We start from the raw sequence: 18,499 nt of genomic DNA on the forward strand, positions 1-18,499 counted from the left end.
CATGCCCTCTCTGCTCCCTCCGCCCCTTCGCCTCGGCGTGCACGGCTCCGCCCGTCCGGCGTCCCGCATCGTGGCCGCCGCCGGCCACGCGCACACGCCGGTGGAGTACGTCCCGTACGAGGTGGCCGCGCCCTTCGACCCGCTGCGGGCCGGACGCATGGACATCATGATCGTCAAGTACGACCCGCTGGAGCCCGACATCACCCTCAGCGCACCCGTCGGTTTCGACGGGCGTGCCGTCCTCGTGGGAGCCCATCACCCCCTGGCCGGCCGGGACACCGTGTCGATCGAGGAGGTCGCGGCGTACGAGGGTTTCGCGTGCCCCGGTGACTTCCCGCCCCACGTCTGGGACCTGGTGGTGCCGCCGCGGACACCTCAGGGCCGCACCATCCGCCGCGTTCACTCCATGACGACGCTCACCGCGCTGGCGGACCTGCTCCGGAGCACCTCCGCGGTCCATGTGTCGTTCCAGTCCCTGGAAGCGGTCGTCCCGCCGGACATCGCGGTCGTCCCGGTGCACGACCTGCCGCCTTCACCCGTGGCGTTCGCGTGGCTGCGGGGCGGCGACGGACCACCCGAACACGTACGGCGGTTCGTCGCCGACGCGGAGCGGGCGGCGGGACAGCCGACGGATCAAACGGCAGGACAGACGGCGCACCTGGCAGCGAACCAGGCGGCGACCCAGGGCGCGCACCAGGCGGTGGAGCGGTGAGCGGCGCCACGCGACCCGGCGCGGCGCTCCCGGTCGTCCTGCTCCACGCCCTGCCCCTCGACTCGTCCATGTGGGGCAGGACGGCCCGGGAGCTGCGCGCCCGCGGCCACCGCGTGCTCGCCCCCGACCAGCGCGGTTTCGGCGCCTCGCCCCTGACGGACCAGCCGCCGTCGCTCGACCTCGTCGCCGACGACCTGGCCCGGGAACTGGACCGGCGGGACATCGGCGCCGCCGCCTTCGTCGGCTGCTCCATGGGCGGTTACGTGGCGATGGCCTTCCTGCGCCGCCATCCGCACCGCGTCCGCGCGCTTGCGCTGCTGGCCGCCCGGGCCACGGCCGACACCGCGGAGACGGCCGCGCAGCGCCGCCGCTTCGCCGACCTGATCCTCGACGACGCCGCACGCGGCCCGCTCCTGGCCGGGACCACACCGTCCCTGCTGGGCGCCACCACGCGTGCCGCGCGGCCCGGGCTGCTGGCGCGGGTGACCGATCTGGCGGCGGCGGCCCGGCCGCAGGCCGTCGCCTGGGCGCAGCGGGCCATCGCGGCCCGTACGGATGCCACGGCCGCCCTGGACGCGGCCGACGTGCCCGCCGCGATCGTCATCGGCGCCGAGGACGAACTCGTCTCCGTCGACGAGGCGCGCCGGACGGCCGCGGCGCTGCCGCACGGCCGGCTCGTCACCCTCCCCGGGGTCGGCCACCTCGCTCCCCTGGAGGCGCCGGAAGCCACCCTGGAGATCCTGACGGGCCTGCTCGCCCGGGCGGAGACGGCGGGGGCCGGGGCATGCTGACGGCGGACCACGCGGCATGGGGGTACACGACGTCCACCGGCCTGGCGTTCACCCACGAGGAGATCGTGGACCCGCACTTCGACGCCTGTGCCGCGTACTACCGGGACGCCCTGGACGGCGTCGGTCTCCGGCCCGGCTGGCATGTGCTGGACGCGGGTTGCGGCAGCGGTGCGTTCCTGCCCCTGATCGCGGATCTCGTCGGGGCGGAGGGCAGGGTCTCGGCCCTCGACCTCGCCCGGGAGAGCGCGGAACGCGCCGCCGCGCGCATGCGGGACCACCCCGCGCACGCGCGGCTGGAGGTGCGGCAGGGCAGCGTCCTCGACCTGCCGTACGCGGACGACACGTTCGACGCCGTCTGGTGCGCGAACACGACGCAGTACCTCGACGACGGGGAACTGGCGCGCGCCTTGGCGGAGCTGCGCCGGGTGACCAAGCCCGGAGGGCTCGTCGCCGTCAAGGACGTGGACGGTTCCCTGAGCACCGTCCGCCCGGCCGACCCCTTCCTGATCACGGACTTCTTCCGTACGTCCGCCCGGTTCCCGGGGTACGCCCGCCAACTGCTCCGCGGCCGTGACCTGTACCGCTGGTTGCGCGCGGCCGGTCTGACGTCGGTACGGCAGCGCACGATCCTCATGGAGCACCACGCCCCCCTGGCCCCCGCCGCCCTCCGGTTCTACGGGAACGCGTGCGCGCGCTTCGCCCGGCAGGCGATGCGTGAGGGCATGCCGGGGAACTGGGCCCCCTTCCTCGACCCCGACGATCCGGCCGGCCCGCTGCGCACTCCGGACGGATACATCAGCGAGGGCAATGCCGTCGCGGTCGGAACAGCCTGAGCAGCCTGCGCACGGCCTTATCAGGACCACTAGTACCGCACGTAACCGCACGTATCAGAAGCGATGAATGGAGAAAACGATGAACGCATCACGCGGGCAGGCCGGAATGTCGCGCCGCGCCACGCTCACCGGCGGCGCCCTCGTCGGGATCGGTCTCGCCGAGGGCTTGCTCACCTCGACACCGGCGGCGGCCGCGTCCGGCGGGGCCTCGTCCACCGCGTCCGCCGCCACCGCGGGCTCGTCCGCCGCCGCGGCCGCCGCGAACTCCCGCTACGAGCGCGGCCTGGCCGTCCTGCGGGAGACGTCGGGTGAGCGCGGCGCGGCCGTCGTCGAGTCGCTGAAGGACATCGCCCCGGACCTCGGCCGCTTCGTCGTCGAGTTCGCCTACGGCGACATCTACGCCCGGCCGGGACTCGACCTGCGCGAGCGGGAGCTGGTGACGGTCGGAGCGCTGGCCGCCCAGGGGGACACCGCCCCCCAGCTGAACTTCCACATCGACGCGGCGCTGCACGTCGGCGTGCGTCCCGCCGAGATCATCGAGGCCCTGATCCACATCGTCCCCTTCATGGGGTTCCCCCGCGCGCTCAACGCGATCGGCGTCGCCAGGACGGTCTTCGCCGACCGGGGCGTCACCTTCGAACCGCCGGTCATGAACGACCCGCGCAACCGCTACCGGCGCGGAGCCGACAAGCTCGTGGAGATCGACGGCCGCCACGGCCTGGAGGTCGTCGAGTCCCTCAAGGACATCGCTCCGGACCTGGGCCGGTTCATCGTCGAGTTCACGTTCGGCGACGTCTACTACCGGCCGTGGCTGTCGGCGAGGCGGCGGCAACTGGTCACCGTCGCCGCCCTGACGGCCTTCGGTGACACCGCTCCCCAGCTGCGCGTGCACATCGGCGCCGCGCTGAACGTCGGCCTGAGTCCCGCGCAGGTCGTGGAGGCGCTGATCCACGTGGTGCCGTACTCCGGATTCCCGCGGGCGCTGAACGCCATCACGGTCGCCAGGGAGGTGTTCGAGAAGCGCAACACGTCGGCGCTGTAAGGACGAGCGCGCGCCCCGCCGTCCGTCCGTGAGCCAACCAGTCATCACCGAAGGGAAACCAGTCACCATGGGAACGGAAACGGACATCACGGCGGCCATCACGGCGGACTTCGGGGCGCTCGGCGAGGAGTTCCTCAGGAATCCCCATCCGGTGTACGCCGGACTCCGCGCCCGGGGCCCGGTGCACCGCGTCCGCGTGCCCGAGGGCGCGGAGGCCTGGCTCGTCGTCGGCTACGAGGCGTGCCGGTCCGCGCTCACCGACCCCACCCTGTCCAAGTCCTGGAAGGACGCCTCACCCGAGCTGCCGCTGGCCAGGCTCTCCGCGGGCGAGAACCTGCTGAGTGCGAACCCGCCGGACCACACCCGGCTGCGGCGGCTCGTGGCGAAGGAGTTCACGCCCCGCCGCGTCGAGACGCTCGCCCCGAGAGTACGGGCCCTGACCGGCGAGCTCCTCGACGCCATGCTCGCGCGGCCGACCGGGGAGGCCGACCTCGTCGAGGCCCTCTCCTTCCCCCTCGCCATGGGCGTCATCTGCGAACTGCTGGGCGTGCCCTCCCTGGACCGCGCCGCCTTCCGCGTCTGGGCCGAACAGGCGCTGAGCAGCCCGAACCGCGCCACCAGGACGGCCGCCACGGCCGCGATGACGCGCTACCTGGTCGGCATGGTGGACGAGATGCGCGGCCGCCCCGGCGACGACCTGATGAGCGCCTTGATCCGCACCACCGACGAGGACGGCGGCCGCCTCTCGCCCGACGAACTCATCGGCATGGCCTGGCTGCTGCTCGTCACCGGCTTCGAGACCACCGTCAACCTCGTCTCCATGGGCGTCCTCTCGCTGCTGCGCCACCCCGATCAGCTCGCCGCGCTGCGCGCGGACCCCTCGCTCATGGACAACGCCATAGAGGAGACGCTGCGTTACGAGGGACCGGTCGAGACCACCACCTACCGCTTCACCACCGAACCCCTCGAGATCGGCGGCGTGTTGATACCCGCAGGCGGTGAACTGGTCCTCGTCGCGCTCGCCGACGCCGACCGGGACCCCGCGCGCTTCCCCGACCCGGACCGCTTCGACATCCGTCGCGCGGCGGGCGGCCACCTCGCCTTCGGTCACGGCATCCACTACTGCCTGGGAGCCCCGCTGGCCCGGCTCCAGGCCCGCACGGCCGTCGGCGCGCTGCTGGAGCGCTGTCCCACGCTGTCCCTGAACGCCGAGCCCGCGTCCCTGCCCTGGCGCGCGGGCCTCCTCATCCGGGGCCCTCGGCGCCTGCCCGTCCGCTGGCTTCCCGGCGCCCGCCGGCGCATGTGAAATCTTCACCTCCGGCTGGTGACCGTGGCACTGTCAGCGGCCCGCGGATCCTCGCAGAATCGTCGGTGAACGGAACGGACCGAGTCCGACCGGAATGGACCGAGTCCGACCCACGACGACAGAGGGAACGCTCACCGCCATGAACAGCATGTCCGCCAGTGCGCGTATCGGTTCCACCGGATCCACTCCCGCCCCTGCCCGCTCCGCGAAGCCGGGGCTGGTGATCGAACACCTCGATGCCCTGCCCGACACCTCGTACGTCCTGTTCACGGTCTGCAGCGCGACGCGGGTCACGGCCTCGGCGACCCCGCCCGTCGAACGGCTGGAGGCGTGAGCACTGCCGAACGTGAGCGGCCGCCGGCGCCGGGCGCGGCCGGTGACCTCCTGGTGGGCTTCCGCGCCCACCTGCGCCCCACGGTCGTCCCCGGCGACGCCGCCTACCTGGTGTCCCGGCGCGGGGTGACCGCCCTGAACGGACGCGAGGCCGAGATCCTCGTACCGCTGCTCGACGGCACCCGCACCGTCGGGGCGGTCCGGCGGGAGGCGGCGCGGATCCTGGGCGTCCGGGACACCGAGGCGGCCCTCGGCGCCCTGGCCGACGCCGGGTTGCTCCGCTTCACCGCCCCGGCGGCCACGGGAGTGGCCGAGGCGGAGCCGGCGCCCCGCGGCGCCGAGGCCGAGGCGTACTGGGACCTGGCCGGGCTGGACGGTGGCCTGGCCGCCGCCGAGCTGGCCCGGGGGTCCGTCGCGATCGAGGCCCTTCCCGGCCTGGACCCGGCGCCGGTGGCCGAAGCCTGCCGGGCGTCCGGCGTCACGGTCACCGAGGACCCCCTCGGCGCCGGCCTGGTCCTCGTCCTGTGCGACGACTACCTCGCGCCGGGCCTGGCCTCCGTGGACGCCGGCCACCGCGCCGCCGGTCGGCCGTGGCTGCCGGTCAGGCTGTGCGGGACGGACCCCTGGGTGGGCCCGTTCTTCCAGCCGGGCTCCGGCCCGTGCTGGCACTGCCTGGCCGTACGGCTGCGCGGCCACCGCCACTCCGAGGTGCCGGTCCGGCGCGCGCTCGGCCTGGACGGTCCGGTGCCGCGGCCGCCCGCCGGGCTGGCGGCCGGGACGGCGCTCGCGGTCAACCTCGCGGTCCTGGAGACCGCGAAGTGGCTGGCCGGGCTGCGCGAACCCGCGCAGGGGCACGTCCACACCTTCGACACGCTGCGCCTGCGCCTCACCAGCCACCCGGTGAGCCGCCTCCCACAGTGCGCTACCTGCGGGGACCCCGGTCTGGTGGCCCGCCGGGGCCGGGCCCCCTTCGTCCCCGTGCCGCGGCCCAAGACCGCGGCGACCGGGGGCGGGGACCGCGCCCTGACCCCGGCGCAGGTGCTGCGGACGTACGGGCACCTCGTGAGCCCGGTGACCGGGGTGGTCAAGGAGATCCGGAAGGCCTCCGGCGCCCCCGACTTCGTCGACGCCTACACGTCGGGGCACAACCTGGCGATGGAGTCGGCGTCCTTCGCCGGCCTCAGCTCCGGACTGCGGGCGCTCAGCGGCGGCAAGGGGAGCACCGACGAGGAAGCGCGCACCAGCGCGCTGTGCGAGGCGGTCGAGCGGTACAGCGGTACGCGGCACGGCGACGAGCCGACCGTGCGGGACTCCCTGCGCGGCCTGGGCGAGCAGGCCGTGCACCCCCACGCCTGCCGGCTCTACAGCAACCGCCAGTACGCGGAGCGGGAGCGCTGGAACGCGCGGCACTCCCGGTTCCACTACGTCTCCGCGCCGTTCGACGAGACGCGTCCCGTCGACTGGACCCCGGTGTGGTCGCTCACCGGGAACGGCCGGCGGTTCCTTCCCACCTCCCTGCTGTACTTCGCCCGGGGCGAGGTCCGGCCGGCGGCCCCGGGCCTGCCCGCGGGTCCGGTCCCGGACGACCTGTGGGCCGACTCCAACGGCAGCGCGGCGGGCAGCAGTCCCGAGGACGCGCTGGTGCAGGGCTTCCTGGAGCTGGTGGAGCGGGACGCGGTCGCCCTGTGGTGGTACAACCGCACCCGTCAGCCCGGGGTGGACCTGGCGGCCTTCGACGACGAGTGGACCGACCGGTTCCGGCACGGGCTGCGCCGGGTGCACCGGGAGGTGTGGGCGCTCGACCTCACCTCCGACCTGGGGATCCCGGTGATCGCGGCGCTGTCCCGGCGTACCGACAAGCCCGGCCAGGACGTGATCTTCGGTTTCGGCGCGCACTTCGACCCCCGGGTGGCGCTGCGCCGGGCGCTGTCGGAGATGGGGCAGCTGCTGCCCGCGGTCTGCGACGTACGGCCGGACGGCACGGGGTACCGGATCACCGACGCGGAGCCGCTGTCCTGGTGGCGGCAGGCGACCCTCGCCAACCAGCCGTATCTGGCGGCCGATCCGGCGGTGGCGGCCCGGCGGCCGGACCACTGGCCGTCGGTCCGCAACGAGGACCTGCTCGACGACGTCCATCTGATCACGGAGCTGGTCCGGCGGAAGGGGATGGACCTTCTGGTCCTCGATCAGACCCGGCCGGATCTGGGGCTTCCGGTGGTGAAGGTCGTCGTACCGGGGCTGCGTCACTTCTGGCCGAGGTTCGCGCCGGGCCGGCTGTTCGACGTGCCCGTGGAGCTGGGCCGACTGCCCGAGCCCACGCCCTACGAGCAGCTCAATCCCATCCCCCTGTTCGTATGAACGATCGAATCTGAGCGCCCCCCAGGTTCCTCGCCTATGCTCGAAGGCGGTCGCAACACCGTGACTTCAAGGGGGGATTGACATGGCGGGCCGCCTCGAGCCCTCGACCGCAGCGTCGGAGGCGGTCCGGGTCGAGGGGATCCTGCGACGGAGCCGGGACTTACCGGCGCCCCGGATGGCCCGGGTCATCGTGATCGTCGCGATCCTCTGCTACGTCGGTATCACCACCCTGAACATCCTCAGCGCCGGAGTCGAAGGCCCCGCCCTGGCAGCCGCCCTGACCTGCCTGGGCGCGGTCTTCACGCTCCAGCTCCTGCACTGCCGCCCGGGCTCCAGACGCGCCCCCGCCGCCCGCAGGACGCTGACCCTCGGCATCCAGGCGGCCTTCACCTACCTGCCGCTCGTCGCCCTGAAGTCGCAGTGGGGCGCGATGGCGGGATTCCTCGCGGGTTCCCTGCTGCTGCTCCTGCCCGCGCGCCTCGGCTGGACCCTGTACGGGTGCGTGGGCGTCAGCATGCTGGTGCCCCCGCTCCTGGAGGGGCGGCCGGTGGTCGACAGCGTCTACCTTGCCCAGACCACCCTGCTGACCGGGCTCGTCACCTTCGGGCTGACCCGGCTGTCGGAGCTGGTCCGCGTCCTGCACGAGAGCCGGGACGAGCTCACCCGTGCCGCCGTCACCCGCGAGCGCCTGCGTTTCGCCCGCGACCTGCACGACCTCCTGGGGTACAGCCTGTCCGCGATCGCGCTGAAGGGCGAGCTCATCTGCCGTCTCCTCCCGGACCATCCCGACAAGGCCAAGAAGGAGATCCACGACGTGCTGACCATCTCCCGGCAGTCGCTGGCCGACGTACGGCGGGTGGCCAGCGGGTACTGGCACATGTCGCTCGACGAGGAGATCGTTTCGGCTCGGTCGGTTTTGAGCGCCGCCAAGATCGAGGCGGTGACCGACATCCGCATGGCACAGGTCAGTCCTCCCGTGGCCACGGTGCTGGCCACGGTGTTGCGGGAGGCCGTCACCAACGTGCTGCGCCACAGCCGGGCCGCGCGCTGCGAGATCACCGCCGTCGAGGAGGACGGCCTGGTCACCCTGTCGGTCGCCAACGACGGCGTCACCGAGGGCTACCGCGACAGCTCGCCGCACAGCGGCAGCGGCCTGGGGAACCTGGGCCTGCGCCTCCGGGCGGTGGGTGGCGAGCTGAGGGTCGAGCGGGAGCCCGGCCAGGTGTTCCGGCTGGTGGCGCTGGTTCCCGCCGACGGGGAGGTCGACCCGGATCTCGACGAGGCGGCGGAGGGTGAACGCGCCTGGCTCGCCGTATGAGCTGACGGTCCGTCAGGTTTTTCGAGCCCGGTTCGGACCGGGTTGGTATATTCGCGGGCACGAGATCGACCCGCGTGGACGGGGGGCACCACGGTGATCAGGATCCTGTTGGCCGAAGACATGAACATGGTGCGCGGGGCGCTCGTCGCCCTGCTCGACCTGGAGGACGACCTGGAGGTCGTCAGCGAACTGCGGCGCGGCGACGAGATCCTGGCCGCCGCCCTCGACGTCCGGCCGGACATCGCGGTCATCGACATAGACCTCCCCGGGCTGGACGGGCTCAGCGCCGCCACACAGATCCACGAGCACCTCCCGGAGTGCCGGACGCTGATGCTCACCAGCCTCGGCCGCCCCGGCACCCTGCGCCGCGCCCTGGCCGCCCAGGTCTCGGGCTACCTCCTCAAGGACGACTCCCCGAAGGAACTGGCCAGCGCCATCCGCCGCGTGGTGGCCGGCCAGCGGGTCATCGACCCCAAACTGGCCGTCGCCGCGTGGAACGGCCTCGACAACCCCCTGACCGACCGCGAGACCGAGGTGCTGCGCATCGCCGCCCAGGGCTCGGAGGCCGCCGAGATCGCCGGGCAGCTCCACCTGTCCACCGGGACCGTACGGAACTACCTGACGACCGTCGTGATGAAGCTGAAAGCCCGCAACCGCGTCGACGCCATCCGCATCGCCCGCGAGGCGGGCTGGCTGCTCTAGGCCTGCTCCAGGTCTGTCCAGGTGGTGTCCGCGGGCCCCGCTCAGCCCGCCGCGGCGAGGACCAGCGGGAGGACCCGCTCACAGCCCGCCCGGCGCAGGAGGCGGGCGGCGACGGCGAGGGTCCAGCCGGAGTCGGTGTAGTCGTCGACGAGCACGACGGGCCCCGGAGCGCGCCGCAGGGCGTCGGCCAGCTCCTCCGAGACCGTGAAGGCGCCGGACAGCGCCCGCAGGCGTTGGGCGGAGTTGCTGCGGCGCGCCGCGTGCGCGCCGTCCGGCCCGGTGTACGTCAGGGAACCGAGGTACGGGAGGCGGCCGATGGCCGCGATCCCCTCGGCGAGCGAGCCGACCAGCCGCGGCCGGGTGAGGGACGGTACGGACACGATCCCCACCGGCCGGGAGGTGGCGTCCGGGACGTTCGGCGCCCAGCCGCCCGGCGAGCGCGCCCAGTCGGCGAGGACGGCCACGGCGGCCCGCAGGACGTCGTCGGGGACCGGCCCGTCGGGCGCGTTCTCGGCGAGCAGCGGGCGCAGCCGGTTGCCCCAGCCGATGTCCGACAGCCGCCCCAGGGCGCGCCCGGTGGAGCACTGCTCGCCGGCCGGGATACGCCCCTTGAGGTCGATGCCCAGGGCGGGCATCCCCGTCGGCCACATCCGGCGCGGCTCGACCTCCACGCCCGGGCGGTCCAGCTCCTTCGCCGCCCCGGTCAGCGCCTCCGCCGAGACGGCGGAGTCGAGCCAGGGGCCCGCGCAGTTGTCGCAGCGGCCGCACGAAGCCGCGTCCTCGTCGTCCAGCTGCCGGCGCAGGAACTCCATCCGGCACGCGGAGGTGCTCACGTAGTCGCGCATGGCCTGCTGCTCGGCCGCCCGCTGCCGCGCCACCCACGCGTACCGCTCCGTGTCGTACGTCCAGGGCCGTCCGGTGGACTCCCAGCCCCCCTTGACCCGCTTGACGGCCCCGTCCACGTCGAGGACCTTGAGCATCGTCTCCAGCCGGGTGCGCCGCAGGTCCACCACCGCCTCCAGGGCCGGCACGGACAGCGGCCGTCCCGCCTCGGCGAGGGCGGCGAGGGTCTGGCGGACCTGCGCCTCGGGCGGGAAGGCCGTATCGGCGAAGTAGCGCCAGATGGCCTGGTCCTCCTTGCCCGGCAGCATCAGCACATCGGCGTGTTCCACGCCTCGCCCGGCCCGGCCGACCTGCTGGTAGTACGCGATCGGCGAGGACGGCGCCCCGAGGTGGACGACGAAGCCGAGGTCCGGCTTGTCGAAGCCCATGCCGAGCGCGGACGTCGCCACGAGCGCCTTGACCCGGTTCGCCAGGAGGTCCGACTCGGCCTGCAGCCGGTCGGCGTTCTCCGTGCGTCCCGTGTAGGGGGCCACCGGGAAGCCGCGCTGGCGCAGGAAGGCGGTGGCCTCCTCGGCCGCCGCGACGGTCAGGGTGTAGATGATCCCGGAGCCCGGCAGCTCGTCCAGGTGCTCGGCGAGCCAGGCCAGGCGGTGCGCGGCGTCGGGCAGCTGGACGACCCCCAGCCGCAGGCTTTCCCGCTCCAGGGAGCCGCGCAGCACGAGGGCCTCTCCCGCGCCGGTGCCCAGCTGCTCGGCCACGTCGGCCGTCACGCGGGCGTTCGCGGTCGCGGTGGTGGCGAGCACCGGCACCCCGGGGGCGAGGTCGGCGAGCATGGCCCGCAGCCTGCGGTAGTCGGGCCGGAAGTCGTGGCCCCAGTCGGAGATGCAGTGCGCCTCGTCGACGACGAGCAGACCGGTGGAGGCCGCGAGCTTGGGCAGCACCTGCTCGCGGAAGTCCACGGAGTTGAGGCGCTCGGGGCTGACGAGGAGGACGTCGGTCTCGCCGCGTTCGACCTCCTCGTAGATGGCACCCCACTCCTCCGGGTTGGCCGAGTTGATCGTGCGGGCCCGGATACCGGCCCGCGCCGCCGACTCGACCTGGTTGCGCATCAGCGCCAGCAGCGGCGAGACGATCACCGTCGGGCCGGAGCCGCGTCGGCGCAGCAGCGCGGTGGCCACGAAGTACACCGCCGACTTGCCCCAGCCGGTGCGCTGCACCACCAGCGCACGCCGGCGCTCCCGCACCAGGGCCGCCACGGCCTGCCACTGGTCCTCCCGGAGCTTCGCCGACCCCTCCGGGGCGCCGACCAGCTCGGCGAGGATGGCATCGGCTTCGGCGCGGAGCTCCAGGGTGTCCATGCCTCCATGCAACCCGATACGGACACCCCTCGGCCACTTCACTCAGCGTGACGGGTGTGTGACGGTCGGGCGCCGGACGGGAGGCGGATGAGGCGTTTCCGCTGGTCCTGGCTGGTGCGGGCGTAACTGACGCGTCATCGGGGGATCAACTGGGCAGGATATGAGTATCATACCCGCCCATACCAGGCGGCGTCCTCAATTGCTCGTTGCCGCTTGCCCGTTGCGCCCGCAAGAATTGGAATCCGCCCCCCGAACGGCTCGCCGCGGTTCGGAGGGGTCTGCAGGGCTGCGCCACGGTGCGCCCTCACTCACCCTGCCCGCACTGTGGGCGCGTATGCGAAGGGAGGACCGTGACCTTCGGATTCGCTCCGTCCGCAGCCACCTCGCTCACCGCCCCCGCCGACTCCCCCAGCCGCCTCGCCCGGATGCTCGAACCGGCCGAGTGGGCGGCGGCGGGGATCCCGCTGCTGCGCAATCCGCGCGAGGTCGTCAGCGGCCTGCACGCCCGCCACCGGCCGACGCCGGCGACCGCCGTGGTCGCCGTCCTCGACCACGAGGAACGGCTCACCGCCAGCGCCTCGTTCACCCGCCGCCCGGTCGCCGCGGACGGCTGGGAGTTCCGCAACGCGCTCCTCGCCCACCTGCGCCGGGTCCTCCCGCACGACCTGCGGCGCCGCACCCCCGTGCGGACGGCCGTCCTGCTCTACTGCCGCGAGGGCGACGAGCGCTGGACGGAGGAGGACGGCGCCTGGATGTGGGGCCTGCGGGACGCGTGCACGCTGCACGGCCTGCGCTGCGGCGCGTACATCACGCTCACCAGGGGCGGCTGGCACGTGCTCGGCGAGGGCCGCGGGGGCCGGCGCCCGCACTCCCTGTCGGCCCCCGGCGACATCGCCGACAGCTCGGCCGACGAGGAGCGCCCGATGCCGCGCACGGCCGGCGGCGCGGCGGAACCCCTGCGCCGTACGGCGGCACGTTAGGGCCTGCCTCCAGAGACAGGCCCTCTTGCGTACGTCGGGGTGTCAGGCCGCCGCGCCCAGCACGGAGTTGATGCGCTGCGGGTCGCCGCAGACGATCAGCAGCGCGCCGGCCCGCTGCAACGCGGCGGGCAGGACCCGGGCGGCCGCCTCGTCGTCGCCGCCGTTGACCGCGACGACGACCACGGGCCGCTGCGCGGCGCGCTCCACGGCGGCGGCGTCCGCGAAGAACACGTCGTCGCGGGCGTCGTGCTGGGCCCAGTAGGCGGCGTCGCCGAAGGACAGCTCGTGCGTCGCCCACAGGTGCGGCTCGCCGGTCGTGAGCACCAGGATGTCGCCTGGCGCCCGGCCGGTCTCCAGCAGCAGGTCCACGGCCTCCTCGGCGGCGTCGAGCGCGCCGGCCGCCGGGGCGGGGATCAGCTGGATCTGCGGCCGCGTCGGCGACGCGGAACGATTCTCCTGCCCGGTGTGCGGGCGTGGCACCGGGGGCGTGGGCCGGGCCGGAGCGGGACCCGGACGACCGGGTCGCGGTGAGGCCGCGGTACGCGGACCGGGTACGGGACGGGGGGTCGGCGCGGGGCGGCCGGCGGCCGGAGTGGCGCGGGGACCCTGGGCACTCTCGTGAATCTGAGGCTCCTCGGGGATGAGAGGCATAAGTGGATGTCTATCAAACGCCGGTGCGAGGGGCACCGGCGGGTGGCGTATACACGCGTCCCGGCTGCTCGGCGGGGCGCTGCGGGAGGGTCAGAAGTCGAAGCCCAGCTGGCCCCCGCTTTCCAGGGCGGCGGTCTGCGCCGGGACACGGACCTTCTTGAGGTGCCGCCACTGGGGCAGCCCGTCCAGGTACGCCCAGGTCATGCGGTGGTGGGGCGTGGGCCCCCACTCCCGCAGGGCCGCCTTGTGGACCGGCGACGGATAGCCGGCGTTGGCGCCGAACTCGAACGCCGCGTACCGCCCGGACTCGGCCTCCAGTTCGGCCATCATCGCGTCCCGCCGCACCTTGGCGATCACCGAGGCCGCCGCGACCGCGACACAGGACTGGTCCCCCTTGATCACCGTACGGACCCGCCAGGGCTGCCCGAGGTAGTCGTGCTTGCCGTCCAGGATCACCGCGTCGGGCCGCACGGGCAGCCCGTCCAAAGCGCGTACGGCGGCGAGCCGCAGCGCCGCGGTCATCCCGAGCTCGTCGATCTCCTCCGGGGAGGCGTGACCGAGCGCGTACGAGGTGACCCACTGCTCCAGCTCCAGGGCGAGTTCACCGCGGCGCCTGGGGGTGATGAGTTTGGAGTCGGTGAGGCCGACGGGGGGCCGTCGCAGGCCGGTGACGGCCGCGCAGACGGTGACGGGCCCGGCCCACGCCCCGCGTCCGACCTCGTCGACTCCGGCAATGATCTTGGCGCCGGTGGTCGCTCGGAGCGAGCGCTCGACGGTGTGGGTGGGTGGTTCGTACGGCATGGCGCCAGATAGGTTACGCCGCCCACCCCCGCCCGCAACACCCGGATTGCGATCAGACGTCCGGAGGCCTGGGCGGCGGCCTCATGACACGCGCCGTGGAACGGTCGGCCGCCTGCTCGCAAGCGGCGTCCGCCCCTTCACTGGCGCATACGTCCGACCGGTACGACACCGTGGCCGGAATTCCTCGACTCCGCGGTGCACGAACACCTTCCGCGCTCGCGTTGTCGCATTCGTGAAGCAACGGCCCCGAGGATGCTCCCGCTCATCCGCCCTGCGGAACGTACGGTTCCGACGAGTCGAACGGGTCGCGCGAATCGTACGGATCGGCCCCGCCGTACCGGCCGTCGCCGGGCGTGCAGACGTACCCGTCCGTCGAGATGCCCCGCTCGGCGAGGATCTCCCGGGCCCGGTGCTCGCCCCAACTCGTCGCGTACCAGGGCATCTCCCACTCGGCCAGATCGGCCGCGATGTTCCTGAGAGCGCAGGAGCGCAGCGGTTCGGGCAACCGGTCGAGGGCGGGTACGGCGTCGGCGGACAGCCCGTCCAGGTACCCGATGTCGATCTTCTGCGTGCGCTCGTAGCGCTGGACGTTCTGCTCCGCCACCCGCGCGTCCGGCGACATCAGGCCGAAGGCGAGCACCCCCGCGGCGGCACTGGCGGCGACGGCGCGGGGCAGCGGCAGCAGGCGCGCGCCGAGGACGCCGGCGGCCATGATCAGGACGATCACGAGGCCCAGCCACAGCTCCATGGCGGCCACCGAGATCCTCAGCCGCGTCAGTCCGTACGCGTCGACGTAGAGGTCCATCCGGCGCAGGGCGGACGCGACCACGACGAGGGTGAGCAGGCACAGGGTGCCCAGCACGGCACGGACCAGGTTCCGGTCGCGGGCGCCGCCGCGCGGTGCCCAGCGCAGCGCGAGCCCGATCACGGCGAGCGTGAGGAGCGTGGCCCACAGCAGCTGCCAGAAGCCCTGGCGCGCGTACTCCGCGTAGGTCAGGCCCGTCTCGCTGAGCACCTTCTCGTACCCGCCGAAGAGGACGGCGAGCTGGACGGCGTTGAAGGCGGCGAACAGCAGATTGAGCACGATCAGTGGAAGCGCCCATTCCATGCGGCCGCGCGGCCGGCCGGGGCGGGGTTCGAGGCGGTCCCAGCGCAGCGGGGCGGCCGCCGTCCGGGCGGCGGCGAGTGCGCCCAGGAGACCGAGCGAGAAGAAGGCGACGCGCGCGGGCCCGTCGGCGACCGAGTCGACGTCCGGCATCAGCGCGCCGAGCAGATCGGCGAAGGCCGCGTCGGCCCCGGCGAACAGCGCCCCGAACACGACCAGGAGCCCCACCGCCACCGCGGTCGTCCGCAGCACGACCCCCGCGCGGCCCCGCGAACCGTCCAGCAGCCCGCGCACCCCGCGCAGGCCCCAGCCGATGCCCGAGCCGACGGACTCGAACAGCCCGATGGGCCCGAAGACGACGGCCCGCCAGGTGCGGCCGCCGTGCAGCGCGAGGGAGGCGAGGCCCACGGCGCCGAGGAGGGCGAGGAAGGTGGGCCAGCCCGCGTCGCGCAGGGCGGGGATCGTGAGCAGGGCCAGGCCGCCGACGCCCCAGACCAGCGTCCAGGGGCGGGCCCGGCGCCCGGCCGCCCGTGCGGCGGCGTACGCGGCGAGGGTCGCCGGTATCGCCACCAGGATCAGGTTCAGACCCAGTCCCTCACCGAACAGCAGCGCGCTGAGCAGCGCCGTGGCGAGGACGCCCCAGAGCGTGGCCGTCGGCACGGGGCCCGGCGCCTTGGGGCTGATGCGCGTGAACCAGGTCTCCGGCCGGCCCGCCGGGGGCCGCCGCCAGGGGTCGCGCAGCGCCCCGGGCGCGAACTCCGGGCCGCCGGCCTCCGCCCTCGACCGGGACGGCGGTGGCGGCGTCGACGGCGGTGGAGATGGCGATGCGGATGGCGATGGCGTGTCTGTCACGGGCCCCTCCCCCAGCGCGCGCTTGTCATGATCAACGCGACGGCGTGGCCGAAAGAGTAGCCCTGGGAGCGGCGCCCGCCACGAGCCGAACGCGTGCTGTGGCAGGACCGTGACATACGTACGGACCTACGGACGGAGGAGAGGGGGCGCGGCTCAGCGGGCCGGTCCCGTGGGCAGCCAGCCGGGCAGCTCCTCCGTGCGCTCCAGCCACCGCGCGGGCGGCGCCCCGCCCTCGGCGGCGGCCACCACTCCCCCGGTGATGGCGCAGGTGGTGTCGACGTCGCCGCCCACCTGCGCGGTCGTCCAGAAGGCGCGCTCGAAGTCGCCGAGGGCGCGGGCCGCCGACCACAGCGCGAACGGCACCGTGTCGTGCGCGCTCGTACGCCGTCCGCATCCGAGCACCGCCGCGACGGTCCCGGCGTCACCGTAGTCCAGCATGTCCCGGGCGCGGCGCAGCCCGGCGCCCACGGCGCTGCGCGGCACCAGCGCGACGACGCCGTCGAGGAGCTCCTCGGGCTTGGGCGGCCCGTCCGGAGCGGCGGCGAGCGCGGCGGCGGCCGCGACGGCCATGCAGCCCACCACGGCCTCGCGGTGCTGGTGGGTGGTGTACGAGGAGATCTCGGCCTGGTGCGTGGCCTGCTCCGGGTCGTCGGCGTACCAGGCCCCGAGCGGGGCGATGCGCATGGCGGCGCCGTTGCCCCACGAGCCCTGGCCCTTGAAGAGCGCGGCGGCCAGTTCCCGCCAGTCGCCGCCCTCGCGGATCAGCCGGAGCATCCGGTTGACGGCGGGGCCGTAGCCGCGGTCGAAGTCGTGGTGCTCGGCGAAGGAGCGGGCGAGGGCGTCCTGGTCGATACGGCCGTGCTGCGCGAGCACGGCGAGCACGGAGCAGGCCATCTCGGTGTCGTCGGTCCACTGCCAGGGCTCCGGCGGCAGCTCGCGCCGCTTCAGCAGGGGGTAGTGGGCGGGGACGAAGAACTGGGAGCCCAGGGCGTCTCCCACGGCCAGTCCGCGCAGGCTGGCCAGGGCGCGTTCGAAGCGCCGGTCGAGAGAGGAGTCAGCGGTCATCGCACTGCCACTCTATCCGGTACGCCGTCACGCCCCGGGGCCACGCGAGCGCCCACCCGCCCGTCCAGCCCCTCGCGTCACACCGTCCAGGCGGCTTCCAGGTCCACGACGTCCCCCGTCAGCGCCGCCACGTCCGCCTCGATCTGCGCGCGCAGCGCGAGCCGCTCCACCCGCTCCGTGCGGTACTTGCCGTACTCGGCCGCCGACCGCCACATCGACAGCACCAGGAACTCGTTGCCGGGCGCCTCCCCGAACAGCCCGCGCAGCATCCCGGGCGAACCCGCCATCGCCGGGTTCCACACCTTCTCCTGCATCAGCGCGAAGTGCTCGACCCGCTCCGCGCGGACCCTGCTGTGCGCGACCCGGACGACGTCGGCGTCCGTGAACCGCGGCTCGAACCCCGTCTTCACGTCGAAGCGGTAGTCGAACAGCTTCACCTGCATGTCCTTGTACGTGCCCGACTGCGCGGCCGCCAGCCGGTCGTACGAGCGCGCCATGAAGGAGTCGTAGAACGCACGGCTCTCCCAGAAGGCGAAGACGTGCGCCACACCGGGTCGTGCCCGGCTCCATCCGCCGCCCTGCCCCCGGAATCCCGGCTCACCCAGCAGCCCCGCCCATTTCCGCTGTCCCCGCTCGAACCCACGACGGTCCACCACGGTGCAGCGAATCCACTTGACCAGCACCGCGCCATCGTACGGCGGGGCGACGTGGCGTGGGTCACGCTCCGCATACCCGGCCGCCCCACACAGGGTGGCCGTTGTCCGGCGTCCGCCGGGGCGAGCCCCGTGACACCATGTCAGCATGCCGAAGGACCCGAGGGCCACCAGGAGTTGGTCCGACCGTACGAGAGAGGGGAACCCGGTGAACAGCGTCAACAAGGGGATCGACAAGGCCGAGATCACGCTCAAGTGGGACCCGAGCCCCGCCGGCGCTCCCGACAACGATCTCGACATCATCGCCGCGGTCTACGGGGTGGACGCTCCCTATGGCGAGCCGGCCTATCTGGTGCACTTCGGGAGCCGCTCCCCGGACGGCACCATCACGCTCCAGCGGGAGAGCAGCAACGGCCAGGGCTTCGGGGCCGACGAGGTGATGACGCTGGAGCTGTACCGCCTCGCCGCGGCGTACGGGCGCGTGGTGGTCGGTGTGGCCATACAGCAGGGTGGCGGACGGTGCGCGTTCGGCGATGTGACGGGCACCCGGGTGGCGGTGCGGCAGGGCTACCGGGAACTGGACGGCCACGATTTCCAGGACGTCCGGGAGGCGACCGCCGCGATCGTCGCCGAGTTCGTGCGCGAGGAGTCGGGCGCCTGGGAGTACCGCCGTACGCTGCGCGGCTTCGACACCGATCCGGAGTCCTTCACCGGGCTGATGGGCGCCCGGACGTCGTGAAGGACGCCCGGGGATAGCGGAAGGGAGGGGCACCGGCCCGTGGCCGGCACCCCTCCC

Annotated in this window: 17 protein-coding genes; 11 read left to right on the plus strand and 6 right to left on the minus strand. The window is 73.7% G+C overall.

Translation table 11 applies throughout. The features are described 5' to 3' along the window. The first annotated feature begins 1 nt into the window (after position 1). The 9 genes from ACIRNI_RS26550 to ACIRNI_RS26590 all read left to right on the plus strand — a co-directional run bounded on the left by ACIRNI_RS26550 (position 2) and on the right by ACIRNI_RS26590 (position 9,395). Positions 2-712 (plus strand): LysR substrate-binding domain-containing protein, encoded by a 711-nt coding sequence (locus ACIRNI_RS26550; protein WP_403555012.1) that lies wholly within the window; start codon positions 2-4, stop codon positions 710-712. Beyond that, entirely contained in the window at positions 709-1,503 is a 795-nt protein-coding gene (locus ACIRNI_RS26555) for an alpha/beta fold hydrolase (protein ID WP_403555014.1), read from the plus strand. The genes ACIRNI_RS26550 and ACIRNI_RS26555 overlap by 4 nt, the downstream gene beginning before the upstream one ends. After that, positions 1,497-2,336: a methyltransferase domain-containing protein gene (locus ACIRNI_RS26560; protein ID WP_403555016.1), complete on the plus strand. Its 840-nt coding sequence runs from the start codon at positions 1,497-1,499 to the stop codon at positions 2,334-2,336. The genes ACIRNI_RS26555 and ACIRNI_RS26560 overlap by 7 nt, the downstream gene beginning before the upstream one ends. Before the next feature lie 79 nt (positions 2,337-2,415). After that, a complete protein-coding gene (locus tag ACIRNI_RS26565; RefSeq protein WP_403555018.1) occupies positions 2,416-3,378 on the plus strand; it encodes a carboxymuconolactone decarboxylase family protein in 963 nt (320 codons plus the stop codon). Positions 3,379-3,445: 67 nt separating this feature from the next. Beyond that, a complete protein-coding gene (locus ACIRNI_RS26570; RefSeq protein WP_403555020.1) occupies positions 3,446-4,684 on the plus strand; it encodes a cytochrome P450 in 1,239 nt (412 codons plus the stop codon). Between the two features lie 139 nt (positions 4,685-4,823). Beyond that, positions 4,824-5,018: a hypothetical protein gene (locus ACIRNI_RS26575; RefSeq protein ID WP_403555022.1), complete on the plus strand. Its 195-nt coding sequence runs from the start codon at positions 4,824-4,826 to the stop codon at positions 5,016-5,018. Beyond that, positions 5,015-7,375 (plus strand): TOMM precursor leader peptide-binding protein, encoded by a 2,361-nt coding sequence (locus ACIRNI_RS26580; protein ID WP_403555024.1) that lies wholly within the window; start codon positions 5,015-5,017, stop codon positions 7,373-7,375. Before ACIRNI_RS26575 ends, ACIRNI_RS26580 begins: the two co-directional genes overlap by 4 nt. Before the next feature lie 82 nt (positions 7,376-7,457). After that, positions 7,458-8,693, plus strand: coding sequence for a sensor histidine kinase (locus ACIRNI_RS26585; protein ID WP_403555025.1), 1,236 nt, complete (start codon positions 7,458-7,460; stop codon positions 8,691-8,693). Between the two features lie 93 nt (positions 8,694-8,786). Then, the gene (locus tag ACIRNI_RS26590; RefSeq protein ID WP_403555027.1) at positions 8,787-9,395 is read left to right on the plus strand and encodes a DNA-binding response regulator; all 609 of its coding nucleotides are present in this window, start codon (positions 8,787-8,789) and stop codon (positions 9,393-9,395) included. A 41-nt stretch (positions 9,396-9,436) separates the two neighbouring features. Here ACIRNI_RS26590 and ACIRNI_RS26595 read toward each other — a convergent pair whose 3' ends face one another. Further along, a complete protein-coding gene (locus ACIRNI_RS26595; RefSeq protein WP_403555029.1) occupies positions 9,437-11,596 on the minus strand; it encodes a RecQ family ATP-dependent DNA helicase in 2,160 nt (719 codons plus the stop codon). Positions 11,597-11,946: 350 nt separating this feature from the next. Here ACIRNI_RS26595 and ACIRNI_RS26600 point away from each other — a divergent pair, with 350 nt between their 5' ends. Continuing rightward, positions 11,947-12,576 carry a hypothetical protein gene (locus ACIRNI_RS26600; protein ID WP_403555031.1) on the plus strand — a complete coding sequence of 210 codons (630 nt, stop codon included), beginning with the start codon at positions 11,947-11,949 and terminating at the stop codon, positions 12,574-12,576. A 42-nt stretch (positions 12,577-12,618) separates the two neighbouring features. Here the strand turns inward: ACIRNI_RS26600 and ACIRNI_RS26605 are convergent, their stop codons facing one another. The 5 genes from ACIRNI_RS26605 to ACIRNI_RS26625 form a co-directional block, all read right to left on the minus strand. Continuing rightward, a complete protein-coding gene (locus ACIRNI_RS26605; protein ID WP_403555033.1) occupies positions 12,619-13,227 on the minus strand; it encodes a hypothetical protein in 609 nt (202 codons plus the stop codon). Positions 13,228-13,317: 90 nt separating this feature from the next. Further along, positions 13,318-14,028, minus strand: a complete 711-nt coding sequence (locus tag ACIRNI_RS26610; protein WP_403555035.1) for a ribonuclease HII — start codon at positions 14,026-14,028, stop codon at positions 13,318-13,320. 262 nt (positions 14,029-14,290) lie between these two features. Next, entirely contained in the window at positions 14,291-15,985 is a 1,695-nt protein-coding gene (locus tag ACIRNI_RS26615; RefSeq protein ID WP_403555037.1) for a DUF4153 domain-containing protein, read from the minus strand. A gap of 153 nt (positions 15,986-16,138) precedes the next feature. Further along, entirely contained in the window at positions 16,139-17,050 is a 912-nt protein-coding gene (locus ACIRNI_RS26620; RefSeq protein ID WP_403555039.1) for an ADP-ribosylglycohydrolase family protein, read from the minus strand. 77 nt (positions 17,051-17,127) lie between these two features. Then, positions 17,128-17,733 carry a YdbC family protein gene (locus tag ACIRNI_RS26625; protein ID WP_403555041.1) on the minus strand — a complete coding sequence of 202 codons (606 nt, stop codon included), beginning with the start codon at positions 17,731-17,733 and terminating at the stop codon, positions 17,128-17,130. Positions 17,734-17,911: 178 nt separating this feature from the next. Between ACIRNI_RS26625 and ACIRNI_RS26630 the strand changes: the two genes are divergently transcribed. Then, positions 17,912-18,442 carry a TerD family protein gene (locus ACIRNI_RS26630; protein ID WP_403555134.1) on the plus strand — a complete coding sequence of 177 codons (531 nt, stop codon included), beginning with the start codon at positions 17,912-17,914 and terminating at the stop codon, positions 18,440-18,442. Positions 18,443-18,499: the final 57 nt, after the last annotated feature.

The organism is Streptomyces sp. NPDC093546 (assembly GCF_044765045.1).
Classification (GTDB): Bacteria; Actinomycetota; Actinomycetes; order Streptomycetales; family Streptomycetaceae; genus Streptomyces.